This window comes from Desulfotomaculum sp. 1211_IL3151 (assembly GCF_036763075.1).
GTDB lineage: Bacteria > Bacillota > Desulfotomaculia > Desulfotomaculales > Desulfotomaculaceae > Desulfotomaculum.
In genome coordinates this window covers 132512-149763 of sequence record NZ_JBAIYV010000025.1, presented here as the reverse complement: position 1 = coordinate 149763, position 17252 = coordinate 132512, and the positions used below count along the sequence as shown (strand labels likewise).

The window sequence follows — 17252 nt, the reverse complement described above, 5'->3', positions numbered from 1 at the left end:
CCCATCCCGAACACAGCAGTTAAGCCCTTCAGGGCCGATGGTACTTGGAGCTCACGCTCCTGGGAGAGTAGGTCGTTGCCAGAGTATTTTTAAAACCCTACAGTTATAATGACTGTAGGGTTTTGTTATGTGTAGATATGGGGACGGTTTTTTGTCTAAGAACCCCCAAGCATGTCTTCCCGGCATAAGACAAGAGAACCGTCCGAGATCACTGAAAAAGTATCATTTTTCAAGAATCCACTCAATATATTGTGACTAAAACCCATGTTGAATCACAACATATTGTATAGGGTGAATTTTTAGAAGCACTTTTTCATTGGTTTCGAACCGCCCTCGGGTCTATTTATAAGTGGTTTTTTTATCCCAATGTTAAAAATACCTCATAATATTAGGTATAATAACATGGGTTTCCTGGTAGTATCTGTGGCAATAAATTAGATTGAAAGCTTATTGCCGATTGCTTCAGGAGGAACAAAAGATAATTAAGATAAGGACTATGGGTGATAACAATTTACAAAATTATTTTAAGGTAGGTAACCATAATGAAACAGTTATTAACTAATTATTATAAATTACTAACATCCCTAAGCCTGTCTATGGATTTTTGCGCCCATGGTTTAATGAGACATCATCAAAGGGTAGCACTGATGTCTTTACAAATTGGTAAACTTTACGGTCTTGATTCCCAGAGATTAGGCAACCTATTTACAGCAGCAATTTTGCACGATGCTGGTTCAAGCACTTGGGTAGAGAAGGATTTATTATTTGAATTCTTAATAGGGGAAGCCTCCGAACACTGTAAAAATGGTTATAAACTATTTAAGGATCATCCATTATTTAGCCCTATTGCCGAAATTATTTTATATCATCATGATCGCTGGGACGGCGTTAATAACGCATCTAAACGAATGGGAAACCAAATACCCATAGAAAGTAGGATCATACACCTGGCAGACAGGGTGGATGTTTTGTTAAATGAAAGTATCTACATACTGGAACAAAAAAAATCAATCTGCAGAAGGATCAATGGGGAAAGTTGGGGGCTTTTCGATCCACACCTAGTGGAAGCATTTAACGATATATCCAATCGGGAATGCTTTTGGTTAGATTTGCATTCACCCTTTTTAACTGATATATTATCTCACCACTGCCCCATAAATGCCAAAGAATTAGGCTATAAAGAGGTACTATCAGTGGCAGATACCATGTCCAAGGTTATCGATTTTAAGAGTCCTTTTACCAGAAGACACTCTACTGGTGTGGCCAATGTGGCTAGTTTCTTGGCTGCTAAGGCGGATTGTTCAGAGCACGATAAAAGGATCATCAGGGTGGCCGGTTTATTACATGATTTGGGTAAATTAGGGGTGCCGGAAAAGATACTTGACAAACCCGGAAAACTGACCGACGAAGAATATAATATCATGAAAAAACATACCTATTACACCTACCATATATTAAATATGATTGAAGGATTTGAGGAGATCAATCATTATGCCTCTTGCCATCATGAGACATTAAATGGTATGGGTTATCCCTTTAAGTTGGACGCTGTCGATTTAAAAAATGGGGCAAGGATCATAGCAGTGGCGGATATTTTTACAGCTCTGACAGAAACAAGACCCTATCGGGACGCAATGGAAAAAGAAAAGGTAATAAAAATCTTAACAAACAAAGTAAAATCAGGTGCTATTGATTCAGAGTTAACATCACTCTTACTTGCCAATTATGACGATGCCCATCATGTTAGCGAATCAAATCAATTTATCTAGTTTATATGATGGGGCAATTAGTAAATAGAAGCAAATCTAACTAAAGCCAAAAAAATACTAATAAAATTAACGACACAGACGATAATGGCATTAAATAAAGCAAAATGGAATATAATGGTATTTGGTATTATATGGTAATATAAAAGTGACGCTAACTTGGCAGCGTTCAGGAGGTGAACTGCAATGAAGTTTGTCAACCTGAACAAAATGAGTAAGTGGGTAGTCACATTGGCGGTAATCTTCTCATTTATGTTTGGCACCTTGATAGAAAATAGACTACAGGTTGTAAATGACTCAAAAAATATGATTGAAAACGTAAATGCAGTTGTATTATCGACCGGAAATAAAATTAGGGAAAGGTTTGATGCATACTACAAAGAAGCTGAAAAAACGTATGATGCCTTAAAAATCGGTACGGCCATTAGTATGGCTATCATTCTAAGCTCGTTACCTAAAACAAACAATCGTGGGCCATGAAGGGGAGGATAGAAAAATGGGCCCCAAAAAACAATATCCACTCTTGACAAACAAAGGTCTCCTGTGTAAAATACTCTTATTGGAAGAGAATTTAAACCCTGCGAAGGGGAAAAGTAATTTAAACCTTTTCTATACAGAGAGCCGATGGTTGGTGTGAATCGGTAGAGGGTTTAGGTGAATTCCTCCCCCGAGGGGATCTGCCGAAGCACAGTGATACCTTATATACTGTTTGTAGTAGGTAGATACGGGAAGATACCCGTTATAACAATTGAGTGGGCTGGGGTATTTATATTTCCTAGTCAACAAGGGTGGCAACGCGGGAGAAGTACCTCTCGTCCCTAATGGACTGATCATCCGTTAGGGGCGGGAGGTTTTTGTATTTTCCCCCCCGACGGGTAAAAAATTATCTGGAGGGATTTTATGATACCTGACAAAAAGTATCTCTTAATTCCGGGACCTACTCAAGTTCCCCCCCGTGTAGTGGAAGCCATGTCTAGGCCGATTATTGGCCACAGAAGTGCTGAGTTTCAAACGATCGTAGAAAGAGTAACCGATAAGCTGAAAAAAGTCTTCCAGACTGAGAACAATGTTTTTATTATTGGTAGCTCCGGTACTGGTGCCCTTGAAGCAGCAGTTGCCAATGTAGTAAGCCCCGGCGATAAGGTTTTGGCATTATCAAGCGGTAAATTTGGCGAAAGGTTTAGGGACTTAGCCAAAATTTACGGCGGTGAAGTAGATTTTGTTGATTTTGGTTGGGGTTATGATATAGATCTCAAGGTAGTACAAAAGAAGTTAGAAGAAAACCCAGACATTAAAGTGGTGTTGGCTACACAAAACGAAACTTCCACTGGTGTACAAAATGATATCGAGGGACTTGGTAAACTTGTGGCCAAGTATGAGGCAATACTTGTGGTGGATGCCGTAAGTGGCCTTGCTGCCATCGATCTACAAACGGATGCTTGGCATGTTGATATTGTGGTCAGTGGGTCTCAAAAGGCTTTGATGTTACCGCCTGGATTAGCTTTCATAAGTGTAAGCGAAAAAGCGTGGCAAAAAATTCAACAAAACACTTCTCCGAAATACTACTTTGACTTATTAAAAGCAAAAAAATCCATTGCTAAATGGAATACTACCTATACAACCCCAGTTAGCATGGTATATGGTTTGGATGCAGCCCTTGATATGATTTTAGAAGAAGGTCTGGACAATGTTTTTGCTAGACATAAAATGTTGGCAAGGGCCACAAGGGCAGCTATTCAGGGACTTGGCTTGGAGTTATTGGCACCGGACGATTGTGCCTCAATGGCTGTGACAGCAGTTCAGTCCCCCATGGTTGTAGATGCTGATACCCTGCGTAAGGTACTGTTAAGGGATTATGGCGTTACCTTTGCAGGTGGTCAGGATGCAATGAAAGGTAAAATATTTCGCATAGCACATATGGGCTTTGCAGATAAAATGGATGTTATTATTGCCATTTCCGCACTAGAAATGGCCCTGGGCAAGGTGGGTTATAAAGCTGAATTAGGTGCTGGTGTAAGAGAAGCTCAAATGATATTTGTAGGAGGCGATCACGCATAATGAAAGTATTAGTGATGGATGGAGTATCGGAACAGGGTTTAGCCCCATTACGTAAACATACAGATATTGAAGTGATAATCGGTGAAAAAATGACCGAAGATCAACTGATTGAAATTATTGGTGAGTATGATGCCATGATCGTTCGTAGTGCCACCAAAGTTACCGCCAATGTAATAGAAGCTGCCAAAAAGTTAAAAGTAATTGGCCGTGCTGGTGTGGGTGTTGACAATATTGACCGTAATGCAGCTACTAACAAAGGGATTGTAGTTGTAAATGCTCCGGATGGTAACACCATTGCTGCTGCTGAACTTACCATGGCGATGATGTTAGCGCTGGCTCGTAAGGTGCCTGCGGCCTGTGGTAAGTTAAAGAATGGCATCTGGGATAAAAAAGCTTTCTTAGGCGTTGAATTAAGAGGCAAAACCCTTGGTGTTATCGGTCTGGGTCGTATTGGTACTGCCGTAGCCAAGAGAGCCCAGGCGATGGAAATGAACATAGTGGCTTATGATCCTTACATTTCTGAGGATCATGCTAAGAAAATGGCTGTGGAAATTGTAACCTTGCAGGAACTCTTTAAAAAAGCGGATATTATTACCATTCACATGCCTAAAACCAAAGAAACCTATCATATGATCAATAAAGAAGCCATCGAACTGATGAAGGATGGGGTTCGTATTATAAACTGTGCCCGGGGCGGTATTGTGGATGAAGAAGCTTTATACGAATATATGGTATCCGGTAAGGTGGCTGGAGCAGCCCTGGATGTTTTTGAAAGCGAACCCTGCACCGATAGCCCCTTGATCAAACTGGATAACTTTATTGCCACCCCACACCTAGGTGCTTCCACAGAAGAGGCCCAAATAAACGTAGCCGTGGATGTGGCAGAGGAAATTGTTGCTGCACTAAGGGGAGACCTAGTAAAGAATGCCGTAAACATGCCTTCCATGAGTCCAAAGCTATTAGCCAAAATTCGTCCCTTCCTGGATTTGGCGGAAAAATTAGGTACCTTCCAGTCCCAAATGCTGGATGGCAGAATAGAAAAGGTTGAGGTTGTTTACAGTGGTGATCTGGCCAAATATGATGTCAACCCCATTACAACAACCTTACTAAAGGGACTTTTGGACCCCATCCTCCAGGAAAATGTCAATTTTGTTAATGCTACCCTGGTGGCCCGCAACCGTGGTATTTCGGTCATTCAGACCACCAAGGAAAATGGTGAGGACTATCATAACCTAATTACTGTGAATATATATACCGATAAAGGGAAAAGGATGTTATCCGGAACGTTATTCCAAGGCAACGAACCTGGCATTGTTAATATAGACGGCTACCGTATTAATGCTCCTACCACTGGTCATATGCTGGTAGCTCCCCATATTGATAAACCAGGTATTATCGGTAAAGTTGGTACCATTTTGGGTAATGTAGCCATTAATATTGCTAGTATGCAAGTTGGTAGGGTTGAACTTGGCGGTAAGGCCATTATGATTATGATGGTTGATAATATTATCCCACCCAGTGCCTTAAAGGAATTTGCAACCATTGATGGAATATTAGAAGTAAAAATGGTAAGTTTATAGCATTGTAAGAAGGTTAGGGTTGGCATTATTTTGCTAACCCTAATCTTGCATTTTAATAATAAATCTGTATTTCCCCAATGTTTTACAAAGAAGTAGGCTTATAGTATAATACATAAGGAAATTTCTGTTTGAATGTGGCAATATTAACATTAGGACTAAATTCCTACCAAATTTTGGGGGTATTATTTATGTTGGATATTAAATTTGTACGCAGCAGCCCAGAACTTGTATTAGAAGGTCTTGGTAAACGTGGTTCTGACATATCATTGGATAACTTTTTAAAACTGGATGCCCTACGCCGTGAAAAATTAGTAGTGGTGGAACAGTTAAAAAACACACGCAATGTCGTATCCCAGGAAATAGGCAAATTAAAGAAAGCCGGACAAGATGCCGAGGCAAGAACCCTGGAGATGCGTAAAGTATCTCAGCAAATTAAAGATATGGATGATGCAATTAAGGCCATTGAAGATAAACTGCAGGAGATTTTATTAGCTATTCCTAATATACCCCATGAATCAGTTCCCGTGGGTAAAGATGAAAATGACAACATTGAAATAAGGCGTTGGGGTAAACCCCGGGATTTTGAATTTGAACCAAAGCCCCATTGGGATCTTGGGGAGAATTTAAATATACTTGATTTTGAACGGGGTGGTAAGGTTACAGGTGCCAGATTCTCCTTCTATAAAGGCATGGGAGCCCGTTTAGAACGTGCTTTGGTAAATTTTATGCTGGATCTACATACCAGAGAACATGGCTATACGGAAATTTTCCCACCCTTTATCGTAAATGGTGATAGCATGGTAGGTACCGGTCAACTGCCTAAATTTGCGGATGATATGTTTAAATTGGAAGGATTAAATTATTATCTAATTCCTACTGCGGAGGTTCCGGTGACAAACCTATATCGGGAGGAGATTCTTTCTGAAGAACAACTTCCCATCTGCCACTGTGCCTATAGTGCATGCTTCCGAGCAGAGGCAGGGGCTGCTGGCAGGGATACCAGGGGACTAATCAGACAGCATCAGTTTAACAAGGTTGAATTAGTTAAATTTTCCAGGCCAGAAGATTCCTTTGATGAATTAGAACGTTTAACCAGCAACGCCGAAAAGGTACTTCAAGCCCTGGGCCTACCTTATCGGGTGCTTCTTTTATCGACGGGAGATATGGGCTTTTCATCGGCCAAAACCTATGATTTAGAGGTATGGCTGCCCAGTTACAATAACTACAAAGAAATTTCATCCTGCAGTAACTTTTTGGATTTTCAGGCGAGAAGGGCAAATATTAAATATCGACCAACTCCCAAAGCTAAGCCGGAATTTGTGCATACATTAAACGGCTCAGGGGTGGCCATCGGGCGAGCATTATCTGCTATTTTGGAAAATTATCAAGAGGCTGATGGTAGTATTACAGTACCACCAGTACTTGTACCATACATGGGTGGAGTTGAGAAAATAACAATTTAATAACAATAAATTGTTTACATATCGGAAAGTATAAATTTTCCGACATGCATAAGGGCAAACAAGGCTTTCGCCAAATTTTTTTAATTATTTTAAGTTTGACAACGGTTTTTGACTATGATATACTCTATCTTGCTTGGGGTAACGAGCTGTTTTGGAGGATCCACCTCCGAGTTCGGAGGGATGTCCGAGCGGTTGAAGGAGGCGGTCTTGAAAACCGTTGAACTCTTACGGGTTCCGTGGGTTCGAATCCCACTCCCTCCGCCATGTGAGATAGATATACGGAGAGCTGGCCGAGTTGGCTGAAGGCGCTCGCCTGCTAAGCGAGTATACGGGGTAGACCTGTATCGAGGGTTCGAATCCCTCGCTCTCCGCCATAATATTTGATTTAAAAAGATGCCATGCGTTTAAAGCCGCATGGCATCGGCATTTTCAGCAATAAAAGCGGCGATTATTTGGGTTTCAAAATGAAAGATGAATTTGAACTTTTTTGGCAATCTGGAGGGGTTGAACGCTCACCCTGCAACTAAATAGGAATCATTGGGAAGAATCAACAGGCGTATTTTCGTTTAGAAAATACGCCTGTTTTTTATGCTCTTTTTTAGGTACTCACGTTATCTATTTTGGACGCCTGATGAACTGAGCGTGGCTTTTATTGACTTAAAGCAAAAAAAGCAAGGCGATAAGTCTTAGCTAAAAATATTTGAAGAAGAGAAACAGCTATGCAATTTATGGAGATGCCAATGAAGGAAGCCTTTACCCTGACCATTGGCAAGGCGAACAACACCCTCAGTATTTCCTGCGCCAACATCACCTATGGGACAACCCCTGCGCCGTCCGTTGGAACCAACGTCAGCGGCGGGGCGGTTACCTACGCATACAAGGTACAGGGGGCAGACGACAGCACCTACACCGCCACCGTCCCCACCGGGGTGGGAAGCTACACTGTGCGGGGGACCTCGGCAGCTACGGCCAACTATAACACCGCCACGGCCACGGCCAATTTCACCATCGGCAAGGCGAACAACACCCTGAGCATTTCCTGCGCCGATATCACTTATGGGGCAACCCCCGCGCCATCCGTCGAAACCAACATCAGCGGCGGGGCGGTTACTTACGTATACAAGGTACAGGGGACAGACGACAGCACCTACACCGACACCGTCCCCACCGGGGCGGGAAGCTACACCGTGCGGGGAACCTCGGCAGCCACGGCCAACTATAATGCCGCTACGGCCACGGCTAATTTTAACATCATCAAGAGCGCCGGTATAAGCCCGGCCGGCGGGACATTTGACAGGAACCCGTCCTATCAGGCCGACGTTACGACGACCATCACCTGGAACAGCGCAGTATCGGTGAAGGACGCAAAGGCGGACGGAGTTACCATCGGGGCGGGGAGCTACAGCGTAGTAGGGGATACGCTGACCGTCAAGAAGGAGTATCTCGCAACAAAAACCATGGGTAACCTCGTGCTGAGCATTGAATTCGACAAAGGCGTGTCAGCGACATTTACCATAGCCATCAGTGACACAACACCCTACAGCGTCACCTACAACGCAAACGGCGGCAGCGGGACAGCTCCCACAGAGGATAATAAAGTCGCAGGATCAACATTCAAGGCGGCAAACAATACCCTGACTCCGCCGGCAAGCAAGGAGTTTAAGGAGTGGAACACGGCGGCAAACGGTTCCGGCACGGCTTATGCGCCCGATGCGACAGTTACAATGCCTGCGCAGAATTTCACGCTGTACGCAGTCTGGCGTGACTTCACACCCGCTGAGTGTATTGAAGCCGACTTTGATGCCCTCCTTTGGAACGCCATAAAAGGCAGTAACAGTGCGGAGAATGATGTTAAAACAGCCCTTAATCTCCCCAAAACAGGGGCGAACGGTACGACCATAACATGGAGCGCCTCCCCCACAGGAATGATTAACACCGGTACGGGCGCAGTAATAAGACAACTCGACGATGACAAAACGGTTGCTTTGACCGCAACGGTTTCATATACAGGCGCAACGGCAAAGACAAAGACCTTTAACCTGAATGTTACCGCAACCCCGGGAAAGTTTGAGGCGGAAGACGCGGTTATTAGCAATGTGAGGATTTTCGGCGGTGCTCAGGCTGTGGGTGCTTCGGGAGAAGAACAGGTTGGAGATCTCAAAATTGCGGGAAAAAGCTATGTCCAGTGGAACAACCTGCCAAAGTCGCATATGGTTGAAATCCGCTATGCAAGCCTAAACAATGGAACCATCAGCATCTACAAAAATGGCGTGCATATTATGGATGCTGCATTTACCTCTACCGGCGGATGGTTCGGTGTGGGGTGCTTTCGCAGCATATGGCTTCCTTTGGAAATTGACAGCGGTGACAGCCTGAAAATTCAGTATGACCATGGCGATGCGGTTTTGAATTTGGATTATATTCAGTGTTACTCAAGTATAATTGAGAGCGCCAGCATCAGCCTGGATAGCGGGACTTTTGACAGGAATCCGGCGAAACAGGCGGATGCAGTGGCATCTATTATCTGGAATAGTGCAAAAACGATTACGGACGTGAAGGCGGGCGGAGTTTCCATCGGGTCGGAGAGTTATAGCGTGGTCGGGAACAAACTGACCATCAAAAAGGAGTACCTTGCGTCCCAACCGTTCGGCGACCTTGCTTTGACCGTCGTATTCGACAAGGGCGATCCGACGGCGTTTACCATCATCACTATCCCGGGAAACGCCGTCATCAGCCCAGCCGGAGTGACGTTTGACAGAAACCCGACGGATGCGAAATGGACAGATGTGACCGCGACTATAACATGGAACGACGCGAACGCCGTGGCCGACGTGAAGCTGAATGGTGTCTCAGTTGGAACAGACACCTACGCCGTGAGCGGGGACATGCTGACGATCAAAGGCGATCGCTTAATATACCAACCCGTTGGCGACCTCACTGCGACCATCGTGTTTGACAGAGGTGATCCGGCAACGCTGGGAATCGACGTTGTGCCGATGAACGCCTACGTCTTTCCCGAATCCAGAAATTTCAAAAAGGACGCTGCCGCGGATGTGACCACGTACGTTACCTTTAATGATGCGGTTTCAGTGACCGACATCACGGCGGGCGGAGTGTCCATCGGGGCGGCGAATTACAGCGTGAGCGGGTATGTGCTGACCATTAAAAAGGAATATCTCGCGGAACAGGACGAAGGTGAGCTTATTCTGACGGTTGTGTTCGACAAAGGTGCCTCGGATACGCTTACCATAACGATCGCCGACAATCCCAGCGTCAGCCCGACAACCGGGACATATGACAGGACGCCGGGCCGTCAGGCGGATGTGACCGCGGCCATTCAATGGAACGGCGCGGCATCGGTGAGTTATGTGGTAAACATGACGGCGGGCTGGACGATAATCGATCCGGAGAGTTATGAGGTGGCCGGGAACACGCTGACCATTAAAAAAGAATTTCTTGCGACATTGCTGCCTGTGGGGGATTTTGAGTTTAGCGTATATTTCGATATCGGCGAACCCGTGACGCTGACCGTTACCATCCTGCCGGGAAACGCCTCAATCAACCCGAACAGCGGGACCTTCGACAAAAACCCGGCTGAACAGGAAAATGTGACCGCAACGATCACAGAGAACGATTCAAAAGGAGTGAAGTACGTCAAGGCGGGTGATACAGACCTTGCGTGGGGAAGCGACATCGACATGGAAGCCGGCAGCACAATCGGCGAGGGTACGCTGATTATCAAAAAGGAATACCTTGCGTCCCAGCCCGTGGGGGAGCTGGTTTTGACCGTTGGATTTTGGGCGGGCGACCCAGTCACGCTGACCATCAACATCATCGACACCACGCCGGAAATCAGCGCGGCCATCCTAGGAGTGACAGCTCCGGTATGTGGCGCGACGCCTGCAACAGCTATTATTGAAACGGCACAATACAGCGGAACCGTGACCTGGAATCCTGCCCATAACCCCTTTGCCCCAAGCACGGTGTATACGGCGACCATTACTCTTACTCCTAAAGCCGGTTATACCCTGAGCGGGATTACCGAGAACTTCTTCACCGTGGACGGAGCAACTGCAACCAACGCTGCCAATTCCGGCGTAGTAACGGCAACCTTCCCGGCGACGGGAGCGGAGCCGGCGGTGACCTACAGCGTCACCTACAACGCCAACGGCGGCGAGGGCATCGCACCGACAGAGAGTGACAAAGCTGCAAGCGCAACCTTTGCGGCGGCAAACAATACCCTTACCCCGCCGACTGGCAAGAAGTTCAAACACTGGTATACCAATCCCCTTGACACGGGAGGTACCCCTTACGCTCAGGGCGCGACGGTGACCATGCCTGCAAACGACCTTATCTTGTACGCCATTTGGGAAGATGAAAGCCCAGATAAGAAAAGGGGCTACCTTGAAGTCAAGACCCTTGAGGGAGGGGAAGTGAAGCTGAACGGCAGTTCAACGCCCCTTTTGCCGGTATACAGCACGTCCTATGAAATGGGTAAGTCCATTCGCCTGGAAGCTGCGGCAAGTTCGGGATATACCTTTGCTTATTGGCTGAACGTAAAAAACGCAAGCATTATTTCCGATGATCCGGTTTATGAAGTTATGATGGGTTCAGGAATTAACGTAACGGCTGTGTTCACTAAAGTTCCCGCAGCGGAGGATCCCTGGTACACCGTTACGTTTAAAGACAGGAGCGGAAAAATCCTGCAATTGACGAATGTAGCGAAGAACGGATCGGTGCCCCCTCCTGCCGAACCCCCGCTGTTTGGGTATAGCTTCTCACATTGGAGCCATTCGTCAAGGAATGTTACTTCCGATAGGATCATCACCGCCATCTATGTGAGAGAAACGGGTGCCTATACGGTAACCGTGGCGGGGGGAACCCTATCCACAGGCGGCAATGAAGGCAGCTACCGATTCGACATGCCGGTAACGGTGGCGGCGGGCGCCGCACCGGACGGACAAAAGTTCAGTCATTGGGAGCAGGACGGCAAAAAGGTAAGCACAAAATCCACCTTTACATTCTTTGCTCCCATGAGGGATACCTCGCTTGTGGCTGTGTTTGTTGACAACAGTACGGTGATTGAAAATAAACCGTTTATTACATTGTCTAATGATGTAATGGTAAATTCAACAAACGGAACCATCCTGTTCACGGCAATCAAAGACCTCCGGGCCGATTACACCTTGGTGGAAAGCGGTGTGTTGCTGCTGAAATTACCGACATCCGACCTGACGGTGAATACTCCGAACGTAATCCTTGGAAATATACTGGATACTTCCACCGACCAGTTCTATATCATGAAGTCGAATGTCGAAGCCGGCGACACCTGGTACGGAAGAGCCTACCTGATCTACAAGGACAGGGAAGGTAATATGGTAACGGTATACAGCGATAATATTGAGCCTGGAACGAGGTGAATACTATGAAAAAGCCATACGAAAGCCCGGAAATCGAAATCACAGAATTTGAGATCACCGAAAACATCACCGTAAGCGAGCCGTTCGGAGGGCCTATCAGCGGGTATTGATGGCCTCATAAAAAGAATAAAAATGTGACCAAACTTTTCAAATATAAAAAAACCGTTAGTTTTGGACTAACGGTTTTTTTATCGTTCCATCGCTTCTAATACGATCTTCAATACTTGATGAAAATTAATGGAACCTATCATTTTACCATTTTTATTTACCACTGGCAGAGCAGTTAGCTTCTTTTCACTCATTTTTGTAATTACTGTTAACAAACTATCTCCTATTTCAACATAATCCCTAGGGGCAAAAACCTTATCACCATTAATACTCTGAGCGTTAATAATATCGCTAGGGCAGATATTTGAGTTGCACAGATGTAAAAAGCCCGTAAGGTAAGACTCCATGGTGATAAACTTTCCCGGTTGTCCCTCATCATTTACTTGAGAAATAATAAAATCACGTGTTAATTGCTGGTAAACCTCGGAGTTATATAAAGGGATATTACCCTGGTCATCAATAATACGTTTCATGCCATCCATACTTTGGGTATAATCCTTCATTTTTATATCAAGATTAAATTTTAGTTTATCTTTGGATACATTTAAACTCAGGTTAGATCTAAATACGATTGCTGTCATAATAATCGAAAAGACGACAGCTAAAAGAAAAAATTTAACCATAGAATTGTTAACCTTTTCTGCAAAAGGGATTATATATTCAGGCTGACTGGTTATATTATAAAAAGGCAGATCAACAATTTGCACAAAAAAGAAACCCAAAAAGATAATTATACATATAAGAATAAGGGTTTTTAACTTACATTCAAGGTTACGAATGTCAGCATGATTCATAAAAAACTCTCCTAATATTAAAAATCTAAATATCTGATATAATTACAGTTGATTTTAGCTTGCTACTTGTTATATAATAATTTTTGCGATAGGAACAACACTTCAAGAGTGTATTCGTTGTTGCATCATATGTTAAGTTAATTAATTATGTGCCCGTGGCTCAATTGGATAGAGCACCTGACTACGGATCAGGAGGTTAGGGGTTCGAGTCCCTTCGGGCACGCCATTTATATACTTGACATATTGGCAAAGAAGTGTTATGATTTGTGTCGTGTTAATAAGTGCCTGTGGCTCAATTGGATAGAGCACCTGACTACGGATCAGGAGGTTAGGGGTTCGAGTCCCTTCAGGCACGCCACTTATGTTGTTAGTTCTAAATAAAAATATTTGGGGCTAGCAACATATTTATATGCGCCCGTAGCTCAGGTGGATAGAGCAGCGGTTTCCTAAACCGCGTGCCGGTGGTTCGAGTCCTCCCGGGCGCACCACTCTTTTTTTATTTTAAGGGGTTTTTCCATTGTCTCATGCCCGCTACATGCGCGAAGCATTGCAAGAAGCTAAGTTGGCCGCTGAAAAAGGGGAAGTACCCATTGGTGCTGTTGTGGTGGCCGAAGGTGATATCGTAGGCAGGGGTCATGACCTAAGAGAGAGCCTTTGCGACGCCTCAGCCCACGCCGAAATCCTAGCCATGCGGGAAGCAGCCAAGGTATTGGGCGATTGGCGTTTAAATCACGCCACTCTCTACGTGACCATTGAGCCCTGCGCCATGTGTGCGGGTGCCATTGTCCAATTTAGAGTTAGACGATTGGTTTATGGAGCCCCCAATGCTAAATCTGGCTCCATTGATACCATTTTAGATATTGTTCACCAACCTAAGTTTAACCATAGAGTAGAAGTTATCTCCGGTATTATGGAAGACGAATGCAAGGAGATTTTGCAGAAATTTTTTCGTGAATTACGAAATAAATAAACCTGGAGAGTTGGCCGAGCTGGTCGAAGGCGCTCGACTCGAAATGAGTTGAGCTATATGGAAGTCATGTACCCGAAAACCTTGATTTTATAAGGTTTTTCTAGCCCTCGGAGTTCGAATAGATATGGATTTTTGAGTTGTTCTATCCGAGTTCTATCCGTGGCAGTTTTACAAGTTAATAATATCTGGAGGAGTACCCAAGTGGTGAAGGGGTCGCACTCGAAATGCGATAGGTCGGCAACGGCGCGTGGGTTCAACCCCCACCTCCTCCGCCATGGAGCTGTTAATTTCAAAGATTAACAGCTCCTACCTTTTTAAGCGGCAAAGATTTCTGAATGATCTTTGCTGTTTTTTTCTTAGATTGATACTCAAGATGTCCATAGGTATTAACCGTTGTCCGAATGTCGCTGTGGCCGACCCAATCCCTGATACGCTCCATCGGCACTTCATTGGCCATCATCAAGCCCACGCATGAATGCCTCAAATCATGAAACCGAACATGAGGCAATCCGGCCTTTTTGAGTAAATCGCGGTGCCTGTTTGTGATATAATCTGGGTCTATGATTTCCCCCAGGGGATGAACGCAGATATACCCAAGCCATTCGTTGCTGTAGGAGTTGCCACAAAGTTCCCTTAGCTCCTTGTTTTCAATTATCTTAGCCTTTATCCTTTCCTCAACATAAGGGATCAAGGGATAGGTACGATTGCTCAAATCCGTCTTGAGCTTGTCGGACGGGATATAGATTTTTTTCTTGTCAATCACTGCTGTGGTTACGGTGTGATTGGCTCGGAAAAATTTATGCCGGAAATCAAATTGTGATTCTCTAACACCAACACACTCGCTACGGCGCATTCCATAAAAGCCGCCGAGCAGTATAGGAATTTCAATAATATCCCCGACAATAAATTCAAGATAATACTGCATCTGATTGGCATTGAGCGTAGCCGCATTATATTTCTCGATTTTGTGCAGTGTGATTGCACTGTTTGGATTTACACTGATCATCCTTTTGCTGATGGCATAATTTAATGCCTGGTTGATAATAGTGTAATCCTTGGCAACCGTTGCTTTTTTCTTGCCGTGTTTCAGCCGGTAAGCGTAATGTCCCTTGAGCAGATCGGGCGTAATCTCCCGGACTGTGCACCCATAAGCCTTGAATGTCGGATATAGATTGTGCTCGATGTTTTCCGCATAACCGGCCCAGGTATTGAGCTTGATTGTTTTGTCAAAGTTAAAATCTTCACCGACGACAATATTATCCGGGTGCCTGAAGGCAAGCCATTCATTCAGTAAATCCGCAAACAGGGGATTTTCTGAATGGTTTTCATCGGAAGCATCCTGAAAATTGTTGTTTTTCTCAGGCGTTTCCTGCGCAAACGTCTTCTCGCCCTTATCAGCTATGCCGTTTTTCAAGTCAAGGGAATATTGAATTCTGGCCGCCAGGCATTTGCTTTCAGCTTCCGCTTCATTTTCCTCAACCGCAGCAAGCCCGGTTGAAATCCAAAGGGGCTTACGTTTTCCATTCCGATCCTTGCGGTTGAGAACGGCATAATAATAGCCTTTCTTTGGTGTAATGAAGCCTCCTATCAATTCACCCTCGGTCAGTCCGACCATTTTCAGCATTGTGGTGAGTTCCATAGAGTTCCTCCTCTCAAATTATTCACTCACCTGCCATTGACATGATGAGTGTAGCACAATAAAGAAGGTGTGTGAAATGTGCGAAATCCATTTTATTTATTATCGCTGCTTGCACCTATCCGCAAATAACTCAATAAAAAAGGTTTGGGGATTCTATATGCTCGCCCAACCTTTAAACATTCAATCTTATTTTCTTGTATCAAACCGTATCCTGTCTTCAGGCTGATGCCAAGAATTTCACACATTTGCTTTATATCAAGTACATCAGGATATCCTTTTAGCATGATACGGTAGGCTTTTTCTTGTGATAATCTTTCGATAGACAAACGAAAGCCTCCCTTCAGTGCTTATATCAAAGGATTAATGCAGCAGAAGATGCGCCTGATGTTGGATGTGCATATAAAAAGGCACAATCAGACGCATTTCTGACCTGCATTTCTGTTTTGGTTTTATCATTTCATGGCTTTGTCCGGCGAACGGCGGCTGACCGTCCTCATAGGAATTTCACCTCCCCGTGGATCTCACCGAGCCGCCCCCATTGCGTGATCCCGCTTTCACGCGGGGCTATGGCTGGACGGAAGTATCCCCCTCCGTATGTATCGTCGCCTTAAATGTTGCCGACATTTATTCACTGCATGGATATTTCTCGCTCACACCTTCGCCGCATCCAATGCACAGCGGGCGCGGATGCTTCGCCTGCCTCCGGCAAATGCCGATCAGGTGGTCATGGCGTACCTGCAATCTGGCTTTCCATCTCAGGACATACGGGGAACGTACCGGAAAACGCCTATTCAGTTGTCAAAGGGCAAACGAGGGCGGGGTAGCTATGTCCCTCTGACAATCAGCAGATTTTTCAGGCCAAACGGGGGGACTGAATGGGCATTCTTATAATTTTTTCAGGAATTTTTCCATGCGTTTAAGCCCTCTCTCAATGGACTCCTTTACGGAGCTTGGATCTATGCCTTCAATCCGGGCTATTTGTGCTTTGCTCATATCAAGGAAAAAATGAGCATAAATGCGCTTCGCCTGTTTTTCTGGTAGACTGCTGATGGCGGCGTACAATTCTTGATTGCTGAGTTTTCGCTCGTAGATCTCTTGCGGTGATAAAACTAAGAGTATAACATTCCTTTCAATTCCGTCGTTTGCATCCAAGGAGTAATACGCTTTGTGAACTCGCCTACGCTCAAAGTCTGCATGTTCCTTCCGTTCAAACAGTTTGAACAGTTCTGCAATCTCGTCCTCTACTTCTATAAAAAAATCAGACTGATAAAACGGGTAATAGTCCCGTAAATTGATTTTTCTCATTTTCCAAACCTCCATTTTGATTTTTTTGTGGAAAACCAAAACAGAGGGGGAGAACGACAGCCGATGCCACCCAAAACAGGCTTGTCCTGTTTCAGGTAATAGAAAAGATACAAGCACTTTGATAGATGCCTGTATAAACAAAAACAGCC

The 17252-nt window shown here is 44.8% G+C and carries 11 protein-coding genes, 6 tRNA genes, 1 rRNA gene and 1 other annotated feature; of the genes, 14 read left to right on the top strand and 4 right to left on the bottom strand.

Going from position 1 to position 17252, the window contains the following annotated elements; genetic code table 11:
• The 9 genes from rrf to V6C11_RS05625 all read left to right on the top strand — a co-directional run.
• Positions 1 to 84 (top strand): 5S ribosomal RNA (gene rrf / locus V6C11_RS05665); the annotation flags it as partial.
• A 458-nt stretch (positions 85 to 542) separates the two neighbouring features.
• The gene (locus V6C11_RS05660; protein ID WP_333530126.1) at positions 543 to 1769 is read left to right on the top strand and encodes an HD-GYP domain-containing protein; all 1227 of its coding nucleotides are present in this window, start codon (positions 543 to 545) and stop codon (positions 1767 to 1769) included.
• Positions 1770 to 1952: 183 nt separating this feature from the next.
• Positions 1953 to 2246: a hypothetical protein gene (locus V6C11_RS05655; protein WP_333530125.1), complete on the top strand. Its 294-nt coding sequence runs from the start codon at positions 1953 to 1955 to the stop codon at positions 2244 to 2246.
• A gap of 91 nt (positions 2247 to 2337) precedes the next feature.
• Positions 2338 to 2589, top strand: a binding site (T-box leader).
• 77 nt (positions 2590 to 2666) lie between these two features.
• Entirely contained in the window at positions 2667 to 3824 is a 1158-nt protein-coding gene (locus V6C11_RS05650; protein ID WP_333530124.1) for a pyridoxal-phosphate-dependent aminotransferase family protein, read from the top strand.
• Complete coding sequence (gene serA, locus V6C11_RS05645) at positions 3824 to 5404, top strand: phosphoglycerate dehydrogenase (RefSeq protein WP_333530122.1); 1581 nt, start codon at positions 3824 to 3826, stop codon at positions 5402 to 5404. Before V6C11_RS05650 ends, serA begins: the two co-directional genes overlap by 1 nt.
• 188 nt (positions 5405 to 5592) lie before the next feature.
• Complete coding sequence (gene serS / locus V6C11_RS05640; RefSeq protein ID WP_333530121.1) at positions 5593 to 6867, top strand: serine--tRNA ligase; 1275 nt, start codon at positions 5593 to 5595, stop codon at positions 6865 to 6867.
• 174 nt (positions 6868 to 7041) lie between these two features.
• Positions 7042 to 7131: transfer RNA gene (locus V6C11_RS05635), tRNA-Ser, on the top strand.
• Positions 7132 to 7147: 16 nt separating this feature from the next.
• Positions 7148 to 7241 (top strand) — tRNA-Ser (locus V6C11_RS05630).
• Positions 7242 to 7607: 366 nt separating this feature from the next.
• Positions 7608 to 12287 carry a X2-like carbohydrate binding domain-containing protein gene (locus V6C11_RS05625; protein WP_333530120.1) on the top strand — a complete coding sequence of 1560 codons (4680 nt, stop codon included), beginning with the start codon at positions 7608 to 7610 and terminating at the stop codon, positions 12285 to 12287.
• Between the two features lie 188 nt (positions 12288 to 12475).
• Here V6C11_RS05625 and V6C11_RS05620 read toward each other — a convergent pair whose 3' ends face one another.
• Positions 12476 to 13189 carry a CBS domain-containing protein gene (locus tag V6C11_RS05620; RefSeq protein WP_333530119.1) on the bottom strand — a complete coding sequence of 238 codons (714 nt, stop codon included), beginning with the start codon at positions 13187 to 13189 and terminating at the stop codon, positions 12476 to 12478.
• 149 nt (positions 13190 to 13338) lie between these two features.
• Here V6C11_RS05620 and V6C11_RS05615 point away from each other — a divergent pair.
• The 5 genes from V6C11_RS05615 to V6C11_RS05595 all read left to right on the top strand — a co-directional run bounded on the left by V6C11_RS05615 (position 13339) and on the right by V6C11_RS05595 (position 14434).
• Positions 13339 to 13415, top strand: a tRNA-Arg gene (locus V6C11_RS05615).
• 55 nt (positions 13416 to 13470) lie between these two features.
• Positions 13471 to 13547 (top strand) — tRNA-Arg (locus V6C11_RS05610).
• A gap of 53 nt (positions 13548 to 13600) precedes the next feature.
• Positions 13601 to 13677 (top strand) — tRNA-Arg (locus tag V6C11_RS05605).
• Positions 13678 to 13706: 29 nt separating this feature from the next.
• Positions 13707 to 14159, top strand: a complete 453-nt coding sequence (tadA, locus tag V6C11_RS05600; protein ID WP_333530117.1) for a tRNA adenosine(34) deaminase TadA — start codon at positions 13707 to 13709, stop codon at positions 14157 to 14159.
• A 187-nt stretch (positions 14160 to 14346) separates the two neighbouring features.
• A tRNA-Ser gene (locus tag V6C11_RS05595) sits at positions 14347 to 14434 on the top strand.
• A gap of 14 nt (positions 14435 to 14448) precedes the next feature.
• Here the strand turns inward: V6C11_RS05595 and V6C11_RS05590 are convergent.
• From V6C11_RS05590 to V6C11_RS05580, 3 genes are all read right to left on the bottom strand, one after another.
• The gene (locus V6C11_RS05590) at positions 14449 to 15798 is read right to left on the bottom strand and encodes a site-specific integrase (RefSeq protein WP_333530116.1); all 1350 of its coding nucleotides are present in this window, start codon (positions 15796 to 15798) and stop codon (positions 14449 to 14451) included.
• Between the two features lie 92 nt (positions 15799 to 15890).
• On the bottom strand, positions 15891 to 16124 hold the full coding sequence (locus tag V6C11_RS05585) for a helix-turn-helix domain-containing protein (RefSeq protein ID WP_333530115.1): 234 nt from the start codon (positions 16122 to 16124) through the stop codon (positions 15891 to 15893).
• Positions 16125 to 16683: 559 nt separating this feature from the next.
• Positions 16684 to 17103, bottom strand: a complete 420-nt coding sequence (locus V6C11_RS05580; RefSeq protein WP_333530114.1) for an RNA polymerase sigma factor — start codon at positions 17101 to 17103, stop codon at positions 16684 to 16686.
• Between the last annotated feature and the right edge of the window lie 149 nt (positions 17104 to 17252).

What these genes read in the sequence shown, in the direction of transcription:
- V6C11_RS05660 (WP_333530126.1), top strand. Translation starts at nt 543, where the DNA reads ATGAAACAGTTATTAACTAATTATTATAAATTACTAACATCCCTAAGC.
- V6C11_RS05655 (WP_333530125.1), top strand. Translation starts at nt 1,953, where the DNA reads ATGAAGTTTGTCAACCTGAACAAAATGAGTAAGTGGGTAGTCACATTG.
- V6C11_RS05650 (WP_333530124.1), top strand. Translation starts at nt 2,667, where the DNA reads ATGATACCTGACAAAAAGTATCTCTTAATTCCGGGACCTACTCAAGTT.
- serA (WP_333530122.1), top strand. Translation starts at nt 3,824, where the DNA reads ATGAAAGTATTAGTGATGGATGGAGTATCGGAACAGGGTTTAGCCCCA.
- serS (WP_333530121.1), top strand. Translation starts at nt 5,593, where the DNA reads ATGTTGGATATTAAATTTGTACGCAGCAGCCCAGAACTTGTATTAGAA.
- V6C11_RS05625 (WP_333530120.1), top strand. Translation starts at nt 7,608, where the DNA reads ATGAAGGAAGCCTTTACCCTGACCATTGGCAAGGCGAACAACACCCTC.
- V6C11_RS05620 (WP_333530119.1), bottom strand. Translation starts at nt 13,189, where the DNA reads ATGAATCATGCTGACATTCGTAACCTTGAATGTAAGTTAAAAACCCTT.
- V6C11_RS05590 (WP_333530116.1), bottom strand. Translation starts at nt 15,798, where the DNA reads ATGGAACTCACCACAATGCTGAAAATGGTCGGACTGACCGAGGGTGAA.
- V6C11_RS05580 (WP_333530114.1), bottom strand. Translation starts at nt 17,103, where the DNA reads ATGAGAAAAATCAATTTACGGGACTATTACCCGTTTTATCAGTCTGAT.